Origin of the sequence: Micromonospora endophytica (genome assembly GCF_003236305.1) — a bacterium.
GTDB classification, from domain to species: domain Bacteria; phylum Actinomycetota; class Actinomycetes; order Mycobacteriales; family Micromonosporaceae; genus Micromonospora; species Micromonospora endophytica.
In genome coordinates this window covers 1-15785 of sequence record NZ_POTX01000140.1, presented here as the reverse complement: position 1 = coordinate 15785, position 15785 = coordinate 1, and the positions used below count along the sequence as shown (strand labels likewise).

Genomic DNA, 15785 nt, shown 5'->3' with positions numbered 1-15785 from the left:
CCGACCACAGGTCCCACCCCCACCTCCTACCCCGGTAGGAGGTGCAAGGAGGGGCCCCCTACTAACGCCTCGGGTAGAGGAGGGGCCCCTTATTAACAACGCGGGCAGGGAGCGGCGGTCCGCACGGACGTGATGGCGTGAACGGTTCAGCTCGATAGGGGTGAGCAGAGATATCCAGGGTCAGGAAGCCGACCGGTCGCCACCGACAGACAGGGCCTGGTATCGCGGCGATCTTCATGTCCACTCGCTGCTGTCGTACGGTGCGGATCTGAAGCCGGCCCACCTCGCCGCCGCCGCCCGTGCGGTGGGGCTGGACTTCATCGGCACCACCGAGCACAACACCGCTGCCGGGCACGGTCAGTGGGGTCCGTACGCGGGCGACGACCTGTTGGTGGTTCGGGGATCGGCGGGCACCTGGACTCCGGTGGCCAGCCGATCACGGTACATGCGGCGGTTGCCGGCGTGCCGTCCGGCACCATCAGCCTGTTCACCGAGCGGGGCATGGTGCACCGCGAGCCGCTGCCCGCCGCCGGCACGGGTGCCACCGAATGGCGGACCACCGGCGACGAGGCGGGTTTCGTCCGGGTCGAGGTGCGGCACCCGAACCGGCAGATGGCGGCACTCAGCAACCCGATTGTGCTGACCTGAGCGAGAGTGGCGGAACCGTGCCGGTCAGAGGCCTGCGGCGGCGTCGTACCGGCGGCGCAGGTCGGACATCTCGGAGCTGGCCAGCGCCTCGCTCTGCGCGAGTTCCGCGTACTTGGGCGGGAACATCTCCCGTAGCCGGTCGATGAACCGCATCTCCTCGGTCGCCTCGACCACCTGGATGCCGGGTGGTTCGGTGGACATGTCCATGATCACCGGACCGGCGAGTTTGACCGCCACGTCCCAGGGGCGCTGCTGCTCGGCGACGCCGCAGAGGTGGAAGCCGTAGACCGTCTGCACCTCGGCGAGTGTGGTGACCTCGGACGGCTCGTACCCGTAGACGCGGACCCCACAGATCACCGGTGGGGGCGCCTCCTCCCCGTTCGCCACCTGCTGCACGCCGTGCCCGGCGTGCTGGTGCTGCTCGGGGGACGCCTGTTCGAGCGTGCTACGCATCCGGGCCAGGAGCTGTCCTTGCAGATCAGCCGGCCGGGTCTGGGCGTCGCCCGAATTGAACAGGACGAGCGTGCCGGCCGACACCGTCAGCAGGATCACCGCCACCCACACGTAGCGGTTCCGGTACCACCCCGCGAAACTCTCCCGGGAAATCATGATCGCTTCTCACCTCGTCGCCATTTCTGGTGCGCTGGCAGACCGCATCGGACATTCCGGCGGGTCCGACGCCGAACGCGCCGGCGGTCGCGGACATCTGCCGGTGGACAGGGATGGCGGGGGACAGAGGCCCGTCGCCCTGGAGATGGCCCGGCGATGCGACGCGCGGCTGTCCGCCGAGGCGGCGCGCTGCCGGCACTGCGATGCTCCCGTGCTGGCCGTTCCCAGCGCGGTTGCCCCCGCGCTGCGGCCGATATGAGCCATTCCAACACGTCTGGACCCGCTTCGGCAACATCGACAACCATCAAGTCGTGCAGGGGCCTTCAGTCCGGGTGGGCGGCGGCCAGAGGTCCCGGCGGTGGGGGCCCGCCGGCACTGACCCGGCCGTCCCGGTCGGTCATAGCGTGGGTGTGGCAGTCGAGCAGAGGAGTTCGTGATGCGGGCCTGGCGGGTGAGTGACGTGATGACCAGGGACGTCGCCACGGTGACGGAGGTGACTCCGTACCGGAGGATCGTCGACGTCCTGGCCGAGCGGCGGGTGAGCGCGGTGCCGGTGGTCGACGACTTCGGGCACGCGCGGGGTGTGGTGTCCGAGGCGGACCTGCTGCACAAGGTGGAATGGATGGGTGAGGCGCACGAGCGCCGGATCTTCGAGCGGCCGGGGCGGCGCCGGGCTCGGCGCAAGGGTGCGGCGGGGATCGCGCGGGACCTGATGACCTCGCCGGCCGTGACGACGTTTCCGCACACCTCCCTGGTGGCCGCTGCCCGGCTGATGGACCGGGAGCAGGTCAAACGTCTGCCGGTGGTGGACGACCTCGGCCGCGTCGTCGGCATCGTGACCCGGGGTGACCTGCTGCGCGTGCATCTGCGCTCCGACGCCGACATTCGCGACGACGTGGTCCAGGAGGTGCTGCGCCGGGTGCTCGCGGTACGCGACGGGACGGTCCGGGTCGAGGTGTACGACGGTGTCGTGACCATGGCCGGGAAGCTGGACCGGCGTTCGGCGGTGGACGTCGCGGGGCGACTCGCCGCCCGGGTCAGCGGGGTGGTCGACGTGGTGAACGAACTGGACCACGACTTCGACGACACCGAGTTGCCCGGTTTCCCGTCCTTTCCGGTGTCGCCGACGCGCGCCGCCTGACGCCCCGACAGCTCGGGCATGCATCGATAGCCATCACTTGAAATAGTTGTCTTTCAAAACTAAGGTGGGCAGCGAGCAGGGATTATCTAGTCCAAGAGGAGGCTGCTGATGCGCCTTGTTCGCCTCGCCACCACCGTCGCGACCGCGCTGCTGCTCACCGCCGCAGCCGCGGTCCTGCCCGCGGCACCAGCACAGGCCGCCGTCTGGTCGTCGTCCGACAGGTGGGGCACCTGGAGCAGCGGGGGTTACACCCTCTACAACAACATCTGGGGCAACGGCTACGGCCCGCAGACGATCACCGCCAACTCGCCGAGCAACTGGTGGGTGTGGGCCAATCATCCCAACACCGGCGGAATCAAGTCCTACCCGAACGCCACCCGTTACATCGGCCGGCGGGTGAGTCAACTCGGGAACGTCACGAGCAGCTTCAACGTCACCGTCCCCACCAGCGGGGTCGCCTTCACCACCGCGTACGACATCTGGACCACCGACCACGCCCACGAGATCATGCTGTGGATGAACAAGTACGGCCCGGTCGGTCCGCTCGGCACCTTCCAGACCCAGGCGACGGTGGGCGGACACACCTGGGACATCTACCGGGGCTCCAACGGCGCGAACCAGGTCTACTCGTTCATCCGTACCGGCAACACCAACGCCGGCACGGTGAACGTCACCGCGGTGGCCCAGTGGATCCGCAACCGTGGCTGGTTCGGCGACGTGACCATCGGCGACGTGCAACTCGGCTACGAGATCACGTCGTCCGCCGGCGGCCGCACCTTCACCACCAACTCGTTCTCGGTGACCGGCTGAGCAGCGCCGGTGGCCGGCTGAGCAGCGCCGGTCACCGGCGGCCCGTCCGCTCGGCGAGGAATTCCCCCCAGGTCAGCGTGCCCGTCGTCGCGCCGTCGCGGGCCAGGTTGGCGCCGGCCCGGTACGCGCGCCCGGCCTGGCCGGGCAGCCGGAGCGGCATCAGCAGCCGACGCTTGCCGGTGGCCCGCAGGTAGCTGCGGATCAGCTCGCCCATCTCGAACGTCTGCGGTCCGGCCAGATCGGGCACGAGGCCGGCCGGTGCGCCCAGCGCCAGCTCGACGATCCGGGCGGCCACCTCGCGGCCGGCGACCGGCTGGAGCCGCATGCCCGGTGCCGGGACGACCGGCAGCGCGGACATCTTCTGCATCAGGGTCAGCGTCAGCTCGTGGAACTGGGCGGCGCGCAGCGTCGTCCACGGCACGCCGGAGTCGGCGATGGTCTCCTCGGCGACCAGCTTGTTGCGCAGCCAGGCGAGCGGGACCCGGTCGGCTCCGGTGACCGAGATGAAGACCAGATGGCGTACGCCTGCCGCCCGCGCGGCCCGGGCCACCCTGCCGGCCAGCACGTCGTCGCCCTTCTGCCCACCGGCCAGGTGCAGCACCGTGTCGGTGCCGGGAGTGAAAGCCTCCTCGACGCCGTCTGCGGTGGCCAGGTCCCCGGTGACGTGTGCGACCCCGGGCGAGGAGGGGCCGCCGCGCCGGCTGAGGATCCGCACCGTGTGGCCGGCCTCCAGCAGCAGCGGGGTGACCAGGCTGCCCAGGGTGCCGGTGCCGCCGGTGATCAGGATCGGTGGGTTCATTGCGATCTCCCTGTCCCGCCGAGCGCGGGCGGTGCCCGTGGTCGACTACCGTTCGTGCCTTCGCCGGCTCGACCCCGGCCAACGCGCGAATGTGACCAGCATGATCCAAGTCACATCGGTCACATTGGCGGTTCGGGCGGGGTCGGGCCAGTGAAGCCGACGGAAGGGGAGTGGGATGGGCGAGTCCGCCTGGCTGGCCGAACGATTCGAGGCGGAACGCCCGCATCTGCGGGCGGTGGCGTACCGAATGCTCGGTTCCATCGGCGAGGCCGAGGACGCGGTGCAGGAGACCTGGCTGCGCCTTTCCCGCACCGACCCGCACGAACTGGACAACCTCGCCGCCTGGCTGACCACAGTGGTCGCCCGGGTCTGCCTGAACACGCTGCGTGCCCGTCAGCGCCGCCGCGAGGAGCCCTTCGAGATCCGGGTGCCGGACCCGATGGTCAGCCCCGGCGGGCCGGACGATCCGGAACATGCGGCGGTGCTGGCCGACTCGATCGGCTTGGCGCTGCTTGTGGTTCTCGACACGCTCACCCCGGCGGAACGACTCGCCTTCGTGCTGCACGACATGTTCGGAATGCCCTTCGAGGAGATCGCCCCGATGGTCGACAGGTCACCGGCCGCCGCCCGACAACTGGCCAGCCGGGCCCGTCGCCGGGTCCGTGGACAGGCTCCCACTCCGGACACCGACCTGACCCGCCAGCGGGCGGTGGTCGACGCGTTCCTCGCCGCCGCCCGCGACGGTGACCTGGACGGGTTGGTCGCCGTGCTGCATCCCGAGGTGGTGCTGCGTTCCGACGGCGGGGCCAGCCACACCCGCCACTCGACCGTGATCGCGGGGGCCCGCACCGTCGCCGCCCAGGCCACCATGTTCGGCCGGTTCTCGCCGTTCGCCCGACCGGCGGTGATCAACGGCGGGGCCGGGGTGGTGGTCACCGCCGCCGGCAAGCCACTGTCGATCATGGCCTTCACCATCAGCGGCGGGCTGATCGTCGAGATCGACGTGATCGCCGACCGCGACCGCCTGCGCCGGCTGAACCTCACCGCCTTCACCGCCTGACCACCACCGTCCGCGCCACGCGGACCGCGGCGCAGTGTCCCGGCACCGACACGGGGTGGTGCCGGGACACTGCGCCGGGAAGCGCTGTCACCGGGGCGGCGAGTGCGTGCCGAGGTCAGGCGCCGCCGCAGGGCCACCGACGGCGTCCCCCACCGATCAGTCGGACCCGCAGTCGGTCACAGGCGGGTGACGGCGAGCCGGGCACCGAGCCCGATGAGTGCCACGCCGGTCACCGCGTCGAGCGCCCGCCGCACCGACCGGCGGGCGAAGAGCCGCCGCAGGGTGGCCACCACATTGGCCACCACGAAGAACCACAGCAGGGTGACGGCTGCGGCCACCACCGCCAGGATCAGTGCCTGCCCGACACCGGCGCCGGTGCCGAGGAACTGCGGCATCAGCGCGACGAAGAAGACCGCCGCCTTGGGATTGAGCACATTGCACAACAGGCCCTGGCGGAAGGCCACCGACACGCTCGCGAGTTGCCCGTCACCATCGGTGAGGGCGGGTCCGTCCGTCCGCCGGGTCGCCGCGCGAAGTGCCTTGATCCCCAGGTAGGCCAGATAGCCGGCGCCAACGAGCTTGACCACGGTGAAGGCAGTCGCCGAGGCCGCCAGCAGCGCGGCGACACCTGTCGCGGCCGCCACCGCCCAGCCGAAGACGCCGACCGCGACCCCACCCGCCGACGCCATCCCGCGACTGCGTCCGGACACCGCGGCCTGCCGGAGCACGACGGCGAAGTCGGGGCCGGGGGAGAGCGCGCCCAGGGCGATCACCCCGGCGAAGGCCGCGATCATGGCAACGGTCACGAGGGTTCCTCCGCGCGGATGTGGGCCGCCGCTGGTCCGCTCGGGCGGCGGATCCGAGCGTACGTGCTGGGGTGGTCCGTCGCTGTCCCTGCCGCGTGCCGCCGTCCGGGACCGAGAGGATCAGGCCTGGTGCGGCACGACCCCGTGGTTCTGATCCCAGATCGAGGACATCTCGTCGAAGGCGTGCTCCATGATCTGCACCATGGCGCGCCGGGCGCCGTCGCCGTCGCCGCGTTGGATGGACTGGGCGACGTCGGCGTGCAGTTGGAGGGCCTGCTCGTGCGGGTGGCGCGGCATCAGGTGGTAGTGGTGGCGGCCGGTGAGCACCTCGGCGACCAGTTCCTGGAGCTTGACGAACATCTCGTTGCCCGAGGCGCGCAACACCCGGCGATGGAAGTCGATGTCCAGGCTCAGGAAACGTCCCTCGTCGCCGGCCTTGCCGGCGGCCCACATCTTGGCGGCGAGGCCGACCAGGTCGCTCGCGTCGTCGTGGCTGACCCGGTGGGCGGCGAGCCAGGCGGCGTGCGGCTCCACGGCGGTCCGTAGCTCGGTGATCGAGCGTAGTTGGGCGATGCGCCCGGCCGAGGCCAGTCGCCACCGGATGACCTGGGGATCGAAGACGTTCCAGGCGGTGGCCGGACGGATCATGACGCCGACCCGTCGCCGGGTCTCGATGAAGCCCATCGACGCGAGCACCCGCAGCACCTCGCGGATCACCGAGCGGGACACCGCGTAGCGGTCGACCAGTTCGTCGATGTTGAGCACCGCCCCCGCCGCCAACTCGCCGCCGCAGATGGCGGTGCCCAGGTGGTCGAGCACGCGTCCGTGCAACCCGGTCTGGGCGAGGACGGTCGATGCGGGTGTGGCCACCCCTGAGCAGGTCAGATCCACGTGCTGGATCATATCAGTGGGGGTCTACCTCTTGAATAAGTCTGCTTTTTCGGCCTAGCATCCGGACGTGACGCGGGCGGCGCGCGAGCCGGCGGCCTCCGCTGAGCACCATCCGCGAGAAAGGCCACCCCCTCGTGAAGATCGTCGCCGCCGACGTCATCGTCTCCAGCCCGGACCGCAACTTCGTCACCCTGAAGATCACCACAGCGGACGGCATCACCGGGCTGGGCGACGGCACCCTCAACGGGCGTGAACTCTCCGTCGCCTCGTACCTGCGCGACCACGTCGTGCCGTTGCTGCTCGGGCGGGACGCGCACCGCATCGAGGACGCCTGGCAGTTCCTCTACCGGTCGGCGTACTGGCGGCGCGGGCCGGTCACCATGGCCGCCATCGCCGCGGTGGACGTCGCGCTCTGGGACATCAAGGCCAAGGCCGCCGGCATGCCGCTCTACCAGCTGCTCGGCGGGGCGTCGCGGACCGGGATCATGGCGTACGGGCACGCCTCCGGGCGGGACGTGCCGGAGCTGTTCGACTCGATCCGGGCCCACCTGGAACTCGGCTTCCGATCGATCCGGGTGCAGACCTCAGTGCCCGGCATCAACGCTGTGTACGGGGTGGCCGCGCAGTCCGGCGACGGCAAGCGGTACGACTACGAGCCGGCCCAACGCATTCCGCTGCCGGCCGAGGAGGACTGGGACAGCCGCGCGTACCTGCGGCACCTGCCCGGCGTCTTCGAGGCGGTCCGCGGCGAGTTCGGCCCGGAGCTGCCGCTGCTGCACGACGCCCACCACCGGTTGACCCCGATCCAGGCCGCCAGGCTCGGCAAGGCCCTGGAACCGTACGACCTGTTCTGGCTGGAGGACTGCACCCCGGCGGAGAACCAGGAGGCGCTGCGGCTGGTCCGCCAGCACACCACCACGCCGTTGGCGATCGGCGAGGTCTTCAACACGGTGTGGGACTACCAGACCCTGATCCGGGAACAGCTCATCGACTACGTACGCTCCGCCGTCACCCACACCGGGGGCATCACGGCGATGCGTAAGCTGCTCGATTTCGCCGCCCAGTACCAGATCAAGTCGGGCATCCACGGCCCCACCGACATCTCGCCTGTCGGCATGGCCGCCGCGCTGCACCTGGACCTGGCCATCCACAACTTCGGCATCCAGGAGTACATGCGGCACGGCGCGCTGACAGACGAGGTGTTCCGCCAGTCGTTCACCTTCACCGACGGCTACCTGCACCCCGGCGATCAGCCGGGCATCGGTGTGGAACTGGACGAGCAGGCCGCCGCCCGGTTCCCGTACCAGCCGGCGTATCTGCCGTTCAACCGGCTCAAGGACGGCACCGTCCATGACTGGTGACCGACCCACCCGGCACGTCGTGGTGATGGGTGTCTCCGGCGCGGGCAAGACGACAGTGGCCCGGGGCGTCGCCACGTCGACCGGACTGCGCTTCGCCGAGGCCGACGAGTTCCACTCCGCGGCCAACGTGGCCCGGATGCGGGCCGGTGTGCCGCTCGACGACGAGGCCCGTTGGCCGTGGCTACGCGCCCTGGCCGACTGGATGGCGGCCCGCCACCGCGAGGGTGTCTCGACGGTGCTGGCCTGCTCGGCGCTGAAACGCTCCTACCGGGACATGCTGCGGCAGGGGCTGCCACGGGTGGAGTTCGTGCACCTGGACGGGCCGACCGAGGTGATCCGGCAGCGGATGTCACTGCGGGCCGGCCACTACATGCCGGCGAGCCTGCTCGACTCGCAGACCGCGACCCTGGAGCCGCTCGGCCCGGACGAGCGCGGCATCGTCCTGGACCTGCAACTGCCTACCGACGAGCTGGTCACCGAGGCGTTGCGCCGGCTCGACCTGCCGGTACGCGCCGAGTCAGCCGACCTGCCCGTGCGCGCCGAGTCAGCCGGGCTGTCGGTCGCGGCCGAGCGGCAACCGGACCCTTCCAGCCGTCAGTGAACCGGCGGTGGCGGTCCGGCCGAGTGGGTCGGACCGCCACCGATCACCGGTCAATCGCCTGAAACTTCGCAAAGCGCCGACCGAAAGTGCGTGATCGACGAGATCATGGGGCGGTGGGGGTGGAGGGCGTGCGGGAGACGGCGGCGCAGCCGAACGGCGACGGCGGTGACGTCAACCTGGCCGAACAGGTGTGGCGCAACGCCGCGGCGGACGCCGACGCCGTGCAGTTCATCCGCCCCGACCCGGACCCCCGGTCGTGGCCGGTCCGGCGTTCCGGCGGCGGCGGACCGCTGCCGGTGACCTGCCGGCAGTTCCGTGACGACGTGCTGGCCCTGGCCCGCGGTTTCCTCGCCGCCGGGGTGGCCCACGCCGACCGGGTCGGGCTGCTCTGCCGTACCCGCTACGAGTGGACCCTTGTCGACTACGCGCTCTGGTCGATCGGCGCGGTGACCGTACCGATCTACGACACCTCAAGCGTCGACCAGATCCGGTGGATCATCGGTGACTCGGGCGCGGTCGGTTGCGTGGTGGAGACGGCCGAGCACGCCGCCATCGTGCACGGGCTGCGGCCGGACCTGCCCCGCCTACGGCAGACCTGGCGGATCGACGCCGGTGACCTGATCGAGTTGGCGGCCGGAGCGGGCGCCGTCGACACCGCGCAGGTCGACGCCCGCCGGGACGCGGTCACCGGCGAGGACATGGCCACGATCGTCTACACCAGTGGCACCACCGGAGCGCCGAAGGGCTGCGTGCTGACCCACCGCAACATCTCCGTGGACGTCACGAGCGCCGTCGCCGGGTTGCCGCAGCTGCTGCACCCGGGCGCGTCGACAGTGCTGTTCCTCCCGCTGGCGCACGCCTTCGCCCGGCTGATCCAGGTCGGTGTGGTGCACACCCGCGCCACGATGGTGCACAGCGCCGACATGTCCGAGGTGCTCGACCAGCTGCGCCGCTTCCGGCCCACCTTCATCCTCGCCGTACCCCGGATGTTCGAGAAGATGCACGACCAGGCGCGGCGCGCGGCCGAGGACGGGCATCGTGGCGGGTTGTTCACCCTCGGCGAGCGACTGGCCGTACGGTACAGCCGGGCGCTGGACCGGCCGACCGGCCCCGGTCTGGCGCTGCGCCTGGCGCACCTGTTCTTCGACGTCGTCGCGTACCGTCGGTTGCGCGCCGCCCTCGGCGGCCGGTGCCGGATGGCCATCGTGGGTGGGGCGCCGCTGGGCGAGCGGCTCGGGCACTTCTTCCGGGGCGTGGGCATCACGGTGCTGGAGGGGTACGGGTTGACCGAGACCTCCCCGGCTCTGGCGGCGAACCTGCCGGCGGCGATGCGGATCGGCACGGTCGGCCGTCCGTTGCCCGGCGTGCAGATCCGCATCGCCGACAACGGGGAGATCCTCGCCCGCAGTCAGGTGGTCTTCGTCGGTTACTGGAACAACCCGGAGGCCACCGAAGAGACCTTCACCGACGACGGCTGGCTGCACACCGGCGACCTCGGCCACCTCGACGACGACGGGTTCCTGCGGATCACCGGCCGGACCAAGGAGATCATGGTGACGGCGGCGGGCAAGAACGTCGCGCCGGCACCGATCGAGGAGCGCGTACGCGCACATCCGCTGGTCAGCCAGTGCATGCTCGTCGCCGACGGCCGACCGTACGTGGCCGCGCTGGTGAGCGTCGACCCGCCGGCCTGGCAACGGTGGCGGGACGCGCACGGACATCCCGGCGCGTCCCTGGCCGACCTGCGCGACGATCCGCAGTTGCGCGCGGAGATCCAGGAGGCGATCGATCAGGCCAACCGGACCGTCTCCCATGCCGAGCAGGTGAAGACCTTCCGGATTCTGCCCCGGGATCTCACCGAGGCCGATGGTGAACTCACCCCTACCCTCAAGATCAAACGCGAGGTGGTGCAGGACCACTTCGCCGAGGACATCGCCGCCCTCTACCGCCGCCGCTGATGTGTATAGGAGGGGGCCCCTCCTATACACGAGGCGTTAGCAGGGGCCCCTCCTTGCACCTGGGCGGTCGGGGACGGGGGAGCGCTGCCGCCCTGGGGGGCTTCGAGGGACATCAGGTCCACGATGGCCTTGCGGTCCGCCGCCGACGGCTGACCCCAGTCGGGTCGGTAGCCGTACACGTCGCGCAGCGGGGTGGAGGTGGTCCGGCCACCGAGGATCTCGATCGAGTCGGTGTCGATCAGACCCGGATGCTCGACGCCGCACGCCTCAGCGACCTTCATCAGGTCCCGCCGCAGCGTCTTGACGTAGTGCGCCGCCCGGACCGCCTTCGAGGCCGGGTCCAGGCCCCGCGCCAGCCAGGCGTTCTGCGTGGCCACCCCGGTGGGGCAGGTGTCGGTGTGGCACTTCTGCGCCTGGATGCAGCCGATGGCCAGCATCGCCTCCCGGCCCACCGCGATCATGTCGCAGCCGAGAGCGAAGGCGACCACCGCGTTGTCCGGCAGGCCGAGCTTGCCGGAGCCGATGAAGACCACCTGTTCGTGCAGGTCCCGCTCGGCGAAGACGCGGTAGACCCGGGCGAAGCCCTGCTGGAACGGCAGCGACACCGAGTCGCTGAAGATCAGCGGCGCGGCGCCGGTGCCGCCCTCGCCGCCGTCGATGGTGACGAAGTCGACGCCCCGGCCGGTGTCCCGCATCAGGTCGGCCAGTTCGGTCCAGAAGTCCAGGTCACCGACGGCGGACTTGATGCCGACCGGCAACCCGGTCTCGGCGGCGAGCAGCTCCACCCAGTCGAGCAGGCTGTCGCAGTCGGAGAACTCGGCGTGCCGCGACGGGCTCACGCAGTCCTGCCCGAGCGGGATGCCCCGGGTCGCGGCGATCTCCGCCGACACCTTCGCCGCCGGCAGCAGGCCACCGAGGCTGGGCTTGGCGCCCTGACTGAGCTTGATCTCCAACGCCCGCACCGGCGCGCCGGCCACCACGTCCTTGAGCCGGGCCAGGTCGAACCGGCCCCGCTCGTCCCGGCAGCCGAAGTACGCGGTGCCGATCTGCAGGATCAGCTCGCCGCCGTGCCTGTGGTACGGCGACAGCCCACCCTCGCCGGTGTTGTGCAGGCAACCGGCGAGCGCCGCACCCCGGTTCAACGCCTCGACCGCCGGCCCGGACAGCGACCCGAAACTCATCCCGGAGATGGAGACCACCGACTCGGGCCGGAAGGCACGGGCCCGGCCGCGCGCACCGCCCAGCACCTTCGCGCACGGCAACCGCACCTCGTGTCCGACGGTCGGCGCGGACGGCGGCACCGTCCGACCGAAGGTACGGTGCTTGATGATCGGATAACCGGGCGTGTGCTCGATGTCGTTGTCGGTGCCGAAACCGAAGTAGTTGTTCTGCTGCTTGGCCGAGGCGTACACCCAGCGCCGCTGGTCGCGGGTGAAGGGTCGCTCCTCGTCGTTGCCGGCCACGATGTACTGCCGCAGCTCCGGCCCGATCGACTCCAGCAGATAGCGGGCGCGGCCCAGCACCGGGAAGTTGCGCAGCAACGCGTGTTCGCGCTGGAGCAGGTCACGGGCGGCCAGCGCGGCGAGCGCGGCCACGGCAGCGGGTACGGCGTGACGGGACCATCTCATTCCGCCACACTTTCCGGCCCCGACCGAGATCAAACGTGCCTTCGACCAGGCCGATGGCCGCGAACAGCGTCCCCACCCGTACGTCGGGCGCCGCGTCCCGCCCACGGCAGCCGTCCGGGTGGGAGAACGGCACCTGTCGGGCCGATGGCGGTGCCTGTCGCCGCAGTGATAATGATCAACGAGCGGGTGGCGGCGGCTGGCCGGGCAGGGCGTGGAGAGCGGGCAGCATGATCGGATGGCAGGTTTCCGGCTACACCACGGTTCGTAGGCTCGGTGCCGGTGCGTCCGGCAGCGTGGAACTCGCCGTGCACGACGCCACCGGAACCCCGGTGGCGATCAAGTACCTGAGCGTCCGAACCGACGACTACGTGTTCCGCATCGCCTTCCGGGAAGAGGCCCGGCTGCTGGCCGACATCGACGACCCGTACATCAGCCGGCTCTACGAGTATGTGGAGAACGCCGACGGTGCGGCGATCGTGATGGAACTGGTGAACGGCGTCTCGCTGCGTCAGATGCTGCGCGCGCAGGGCCCGACCACGCCGGAGTCGGCGCTGTGCGTACTCAAGGGGTCGCTGGCCGGGCTCGGTGCGGCGCACGCCAACGGTGTGGTGCACCGTGACTACAAGCCCGAGAACGTCCTGATCAGTCACGAGGGCGTGAGCAAGCTCGCCGACTTCGGCATCGCCATGCCGTTCGGTGCCAGTGCCGGCGGCGGTGTCACCGGGACCCCGCGCTACATGGCACCGGAACAGTGGACCGGTGCGCCGGCCAGCCCGGCGTGTGACATCTACGCCGCCACCGCGACCTTCTTCGAGTGCCTCACCGGGCGTCCGCCGTACGAGGGCGGGGACCTGGCCACGTTACGCCAGCAGCATGCCCGCGCGCCGATTCCCACCCGTCCGGCACCGCGCCCGGTGCACAAACTGCTCCGTCACGGTCTGGCGAAACTGCCGGCCGACCGGCCGCGATCGGCGCGTGCCTTCCTGGCCATCCTGGAGGAGGCGGCGGTCGCCGGGTACGGCACCGACTGGGAGGAACGTGGACTGCGAGACCTGGCTCAGCGGGCCGCGTTGCTGGCCGCCCTGTTTCCGTTCCCGGACGGCAGTGGCGGTGCGACAAGCGTGGCCAGCACCGCGCTCGACACCGCCAGCGTCGCCGATTCGGCGCATCCGACACCACGGCGCATCGGCCGGACACGGGCCGTGCTCGTCGGCGGCCCGCTGGTGGCGGCGCTGTTGGCGGGCAGCGTCGGACTCGGCTTTGCCGCCCAGGAGGAACAGGTCGCGGTGCCTGCGGCCGCGGAGGCCCGCACGGAGTTGACAGCGGGGCCGGCCCCGAGCGGAGCAGTCCCCGCGACACCCGCGCCCGCACCCTCGACTGAGGTGTCCGCCGCACCGGGGTCCGCCGCGCCGTCCACCTCCCCGGCCGGTCCCTCGGCATCCACACCGCCGAGCAGCTCGGCGACCCCCACCGCGCCGGCGCCGCCGACAGCAAGCCCGACCGCGTCTCCGACGCCGACGACCAGCACCAGCCCGCCGGCGCCGCCGGACACCAGCGCACCCACGGTGGACCGGATCACGGCGAGCCCGACCGAACTGGAGCCGGGTGGCTGCCCCTACGGCGCCAAGTCCAGCACGATCACCGCGCTGGCCGCCGACGACCGCACGGAAGCGGGCAACCTGCGGGTACGGCTTCGCTACCTCATCGAGAAGCGCTCGTACGAGCAACCAATGACCCTGCTGCGCGGCGGGCAGTTCCACGGCGTGCTCGCCGACCTGCCCCGGCCCGGTGCCACCGTCCGGATTCCGGTGACGGTCGTGGCCACCGACGCCGCTGGCAACACCACCGGCGGCTCACCGATCTACGTGACGCTCTACTCCTTCTGCACGCCCGGCTGACCGGGGCCCGTGCGCCCACCGATGACAGGAGAGGCAGCCGTGCTCCAGCCGGACGACGCCACCGAAGCCCTGCCCACCCACCGCCTACCGGTCGACCAGACCGCGGAGCCGACGGTGCGTTTGGGCGAGCCGACGGTGCACCTTGGCGATGTGCAGCCGACGGTCCGTCGGGACGATGTCGAACCGACCGGGGTGAGCATCACCGGCGGCGCGCGTACCGGGGCCGGGCCGGCTGCGGGATCGGTGTCGACCGCCGGGTCCGGTGACACGCTGCGGTTCGGTCCCGGGGTGCCGGCGGTCGCGCCGCCGGCCCCCGCCTGGCCGACGCCGAACCCGGCGCCGCCACGCCGCAGACCGGCCTGGCGGCGGTTCGTCTCGGTGCTGTCCACCCTGCTCACGCTGGTACTCGTCGCTGCGGTCGGGCTGTGGATCTGGCAGCGGCTGAGCCCGCTGGAGATCACCGAGGTGCGGGTCGCGGTGCCGAGCCCAGCGGGCGCGCGGTGTGACGTCACAGTCGATGTGGTCGCCACCGTGCGGACCAACGGACGCGCGGGCACCATCGAGTACCAGTGGCTGCGCTCTGGCAGCACGCCCGGCACCCTGCTCGACGAGCGGATCGGGTGGGGCCAACGTAGCGCGGAGCTGACCCTGCGGTGGTCGTTCAGCGGGGTCGGCACCACCACCGAAACGGCCACCGTCAACATCGTCGCCCCCGCGCCGATGCAAGCGAGCACCGAGGTGATCTACTCCTGCCCGAGCTGAGGCCACGTTTCCGTCCGAGTGGGGCGGGGTAGGTCCGGCCGGACGAAACACACCCTGTGGAGGACCATTCGATGCGAGACAACGTCGGTGACGCGGTGGGGGACACCCTCCGGTCGATACTGCTCTTCCTGCCCAAGGCCGTCGCCTTCGTGGCGATCCTGGTGGCCGGCTGGCTGGTCGCCAAGGCCGTGCTGAAGCTCGTCGACCGGCTGCTCGAACGCGTCGGCTTCGACCGCGCTGTCGAACGCGGCGGAATCCGGCGGGCGCTGGCCCGCTCCCGCTACGACGCCAGCGACATCGTCGCCAAGCTCGCCTACTACGGGGTCCTGCTGCTCACCCTCTACCTGGCCTTCGGCATCTGGGGACCGAACCCGATCTCCGATCTGATCGCCGGTGTGATCGCCTGGCTGCCGCGCGCCTTCGTCGCGATCATCATCGTGGTGGTGGCCGCCGCCATCGCCGGTGCGGTCAAGGACATCATCTCCGGCGCGCTCGGCGGCCTGTCGTACGGCCGGCTGCTGGCCACCATCGCTTCGGCGTTCATCCTCGGTCTCGGCATCATCGCCGCACTCAACCAGATCGGGGTCGCCACCGCCGTGACCACGCCGGTGCTGATCGCCGTGCTGGCCACCGTGGGCGGCATCCTCGTGGTCGGCGTCGGCGGTGGGCTGATCCGGCCGATGCAGAAGCGTTGGGAGTCCTGGCTGTCCCGCGCCGAACTGGAGTCGCGCAGCATCGCCGAGCACGCCCGCGCCTACTCCGCCACGCGCCGCGACAGCACCCCGCGTACCGCCGACCCGGCCCCCGCCGACC

General features: G+C 71.1%; 15 protein-coding genes. 10 read left to right on the top strand and 5 right to left on the bottom strand.

The annotated features are described in order from the left end of the window. The first annotated feature begins 462 nt into the window (after nucleotides 1–462). Nucleotides 463–648, top strand: a complete 186-nt coding sequence (locus tag C1I93_RS32600) for a hypothetical protein (RefSeq protein ID WP_223256576.1) — start codon at nucleotides 463–465, stop codon at nucleotides 646–648. 24 nt (nucleotides 649–672) lie between these two features. Here C1I93_RS32600 and C1I93_RS19405 read toward each other — a convergent pair whose 3' ends face one another. Continuing rightward, complete coding sequence (locus C1I93_RS19405) at nucleotides 673–1257, bottom strand: hypothetical protein (RefSeq protein WP_111244718.1); 585 nt, start codon at nucleotides 1255–1257, stop codon at nucleotides 673–675. 436 nt (nucleotides 1258–1693) lie between these two features. Here C1I93_RS19405 and C1I93_RS19400 point away from each other — a divergent pair, with 436 nt between their 5' ends. Both C1I93_RS19400 and C1I93_RS19395 read left to right on the top strand, forming a co-directional pair. Continuing rightward, on the top strand, nucleotides 1694–2398 hold the full coding sequence (locus tag C1I93_RS19400) for a CBS domain-containing protein (RefSeq protein ID WP_111244717.1): 705 nt from the start codon (nucleotides 1694–1696) through the stop codon (nucleotides 2396–2398). A 108-nt stretch (nucleotides 2399–2506) separates the two neighbouring features. Further along, nucleotides 2507–3208 carry a GH12 family glycosyl hydrolase domain-containing protein gene (locus tag C1I93_RS19395; protein ID WP_111244716.1) on the top strand — a complete coding sequence of 234 codons (702 nt, stop codon included), beginning with the start codon at nucleotides 2507–2509 and terminating at the stop codon, nucleotides 3206–3208. A 31-nt stretch (nucleotides 3209–3239) separates the two neighbouring features. Here C1I93_RS19395 and C1I93_RS19390 read toward each other — a convergent pair whose 3' ends face one another. Then, on the bottom strand, nucleotides 3240–4007 hold the full coding sequence (locus C1I93_RS19390) for an SDR family oxidoreductase (protein WP_111244715.1): 768 nt from the start codon (nucleotides 4005–4007) through the stop codon (nucleotides 3240–3242). Between the two features lie 175 nt (nucleotides 4008–4182). Here C1I93_RS19390 and sigJ point away from each other — a divergent pair, with 175 nt between their 5' ends. Then, nucleotides 4183–5067, top strand: coding sequence for an RNA polymerase sigma factor SigJ (gene sigJ, locus C1I93_RS19385; protein WP_111244714.1), 885 nt, complete (start codon nucleotides 4183–4185; stop codon nucleotides 5065–5067). Between the two features lie 176 nt (nucleotides 5068–5243). On the opposite strand, the gene C1I93_RS19380 is transcribed toward sigJ, so the two are convergent. Together C1I93_RS19380 and C1I93_RS19375 are read right to left on the bottom strand one after the other, a co-directional pair. Next, nucleotides 5244–5873, bottom strand: coding sequence for a LysE family translocator (locus C1I93_RS19380; protein WP_223256577.1), 630 nt, complete (start codon nucleotides 5871–5873; stop codon nucleotides 5244–5246). Between the two features lie 120 nt (nucleotides 5874–5993). Next, the gene (locus tag C1I93_RS19375) at nucleotides 5994–6764 is read right to left on the bottom strand and encodes a FadR/GntR family transcriptional regulator (protein WP_223256579.1); all 771 of its coding nucleotides are present in this window, start codon (nucleotides 6762–6764) and stop codon (nucleotides 5994–5996) included. 134 nt (nucleotides 6765–6898) lie between these two features. Between C1I93_RS19375 and manD the strand changes: the two genes are divergently transcribed. The 3 genes from manD (at nucleotide 6899) to C1I93_RS19360 (ending at nucleotide 10684) form a co-directional block, all read left to right on the top strand. Further along, nucleotides 6899–8125 (top strand): D-mannonate dehydratase ManD, encoded by a 1227-nt coding sequence (manD, locus tag C1I93_RS19370; RefSeq protein ID WP_111244711.1) that lies wholly within the window; start codon nucleotides 6899–6901, stop codon nucleotides 8123–8125. Then, nucleotides 8115–8726, top strand: a complete 612-nt coding sequence (locus C1I93_RS19365) for a gluconokinase (RefSeq protein ID WP_111244710.1) — start codon at nucleotides 8115–8117, stop codon at nucleotides 8724–8726. The genes manD and C1I93_RS19365 overlap by 11 nt, the downstream gene beginning before the upstream one ends. A gap of 119 nt (nucleotides 8727–8845) precedes the next feature. Further along, nucleotides 8846–10684 (top strand): AMP-dependent synthetase/ligase, encoded by a 1839-nt coding sequence (locus C1I93_RS19360; protein ID WP_111244719.1) that lies wholly within the window; start codon nucleotides 8846–8848, stop codon nucleotides 10682–10684. Here C1I93_RS19360 and C1I93_RS19355 read toward each other — a convergent pair. Next, nucleotides 10669–12312 (bottom strand): FMN-binding glutamate synthase family protein, encoded by a 1644-nt coding sequence (locus C1I93_RS19355; RefSeq protein WP_223256581.1) that lies wholly within the window; start codon nucleotides 12310–12312, stop codon nucleotides 10669–10671. The two genes, C1I93_RS19360 and C1I93_RS19355, sit on opposite strands and share 16 nt — an antisense overlap. A gap of 227 nt (nucleotides 12313–12539) precedes the next feature. On the opposite strand from C1I93_RS19355, the gene C1I93_RS19350 reads away from it, so the two are divergent. From C1I93_RS19350 to C1I93_RS19340, 3 genes are all read left to right on the top strand, one after another. Then, complete coding sequence (locus C1I93_RS19350) at nucleotides 12540–14210, top strand: serine/threonine-protein kinase (RefSeq protein WP_111244709.1); 1671 nt, start codon at nucleotides 12540–12542, stop codon at nucleotides 14208–14210. A 39-nt stretch (nucleotides 14211–14249) separates the two neighbouring features. After that, nucleotides 14250–14972 (top strand): hypothetical protein, encoded by a 723-nt coding sequence (locus C1I93_RS19345; RefSeq protein ID WP_181445239.1) that lies wholly within the window; start codon nucleotides 14250–14252, stop codon nucleotides 14970–14972. Between the two features lie 71 nt (nucleotides 14973–15043). Continuing rightward, on the top strand, nucleotides 15044–15785 hold a 742-nt coding region (locus C1I93_RS19340; RefSeq protein ID WP_438819585.1), incomplete at its 3' end, for a mechanosensitive ion channel family protein.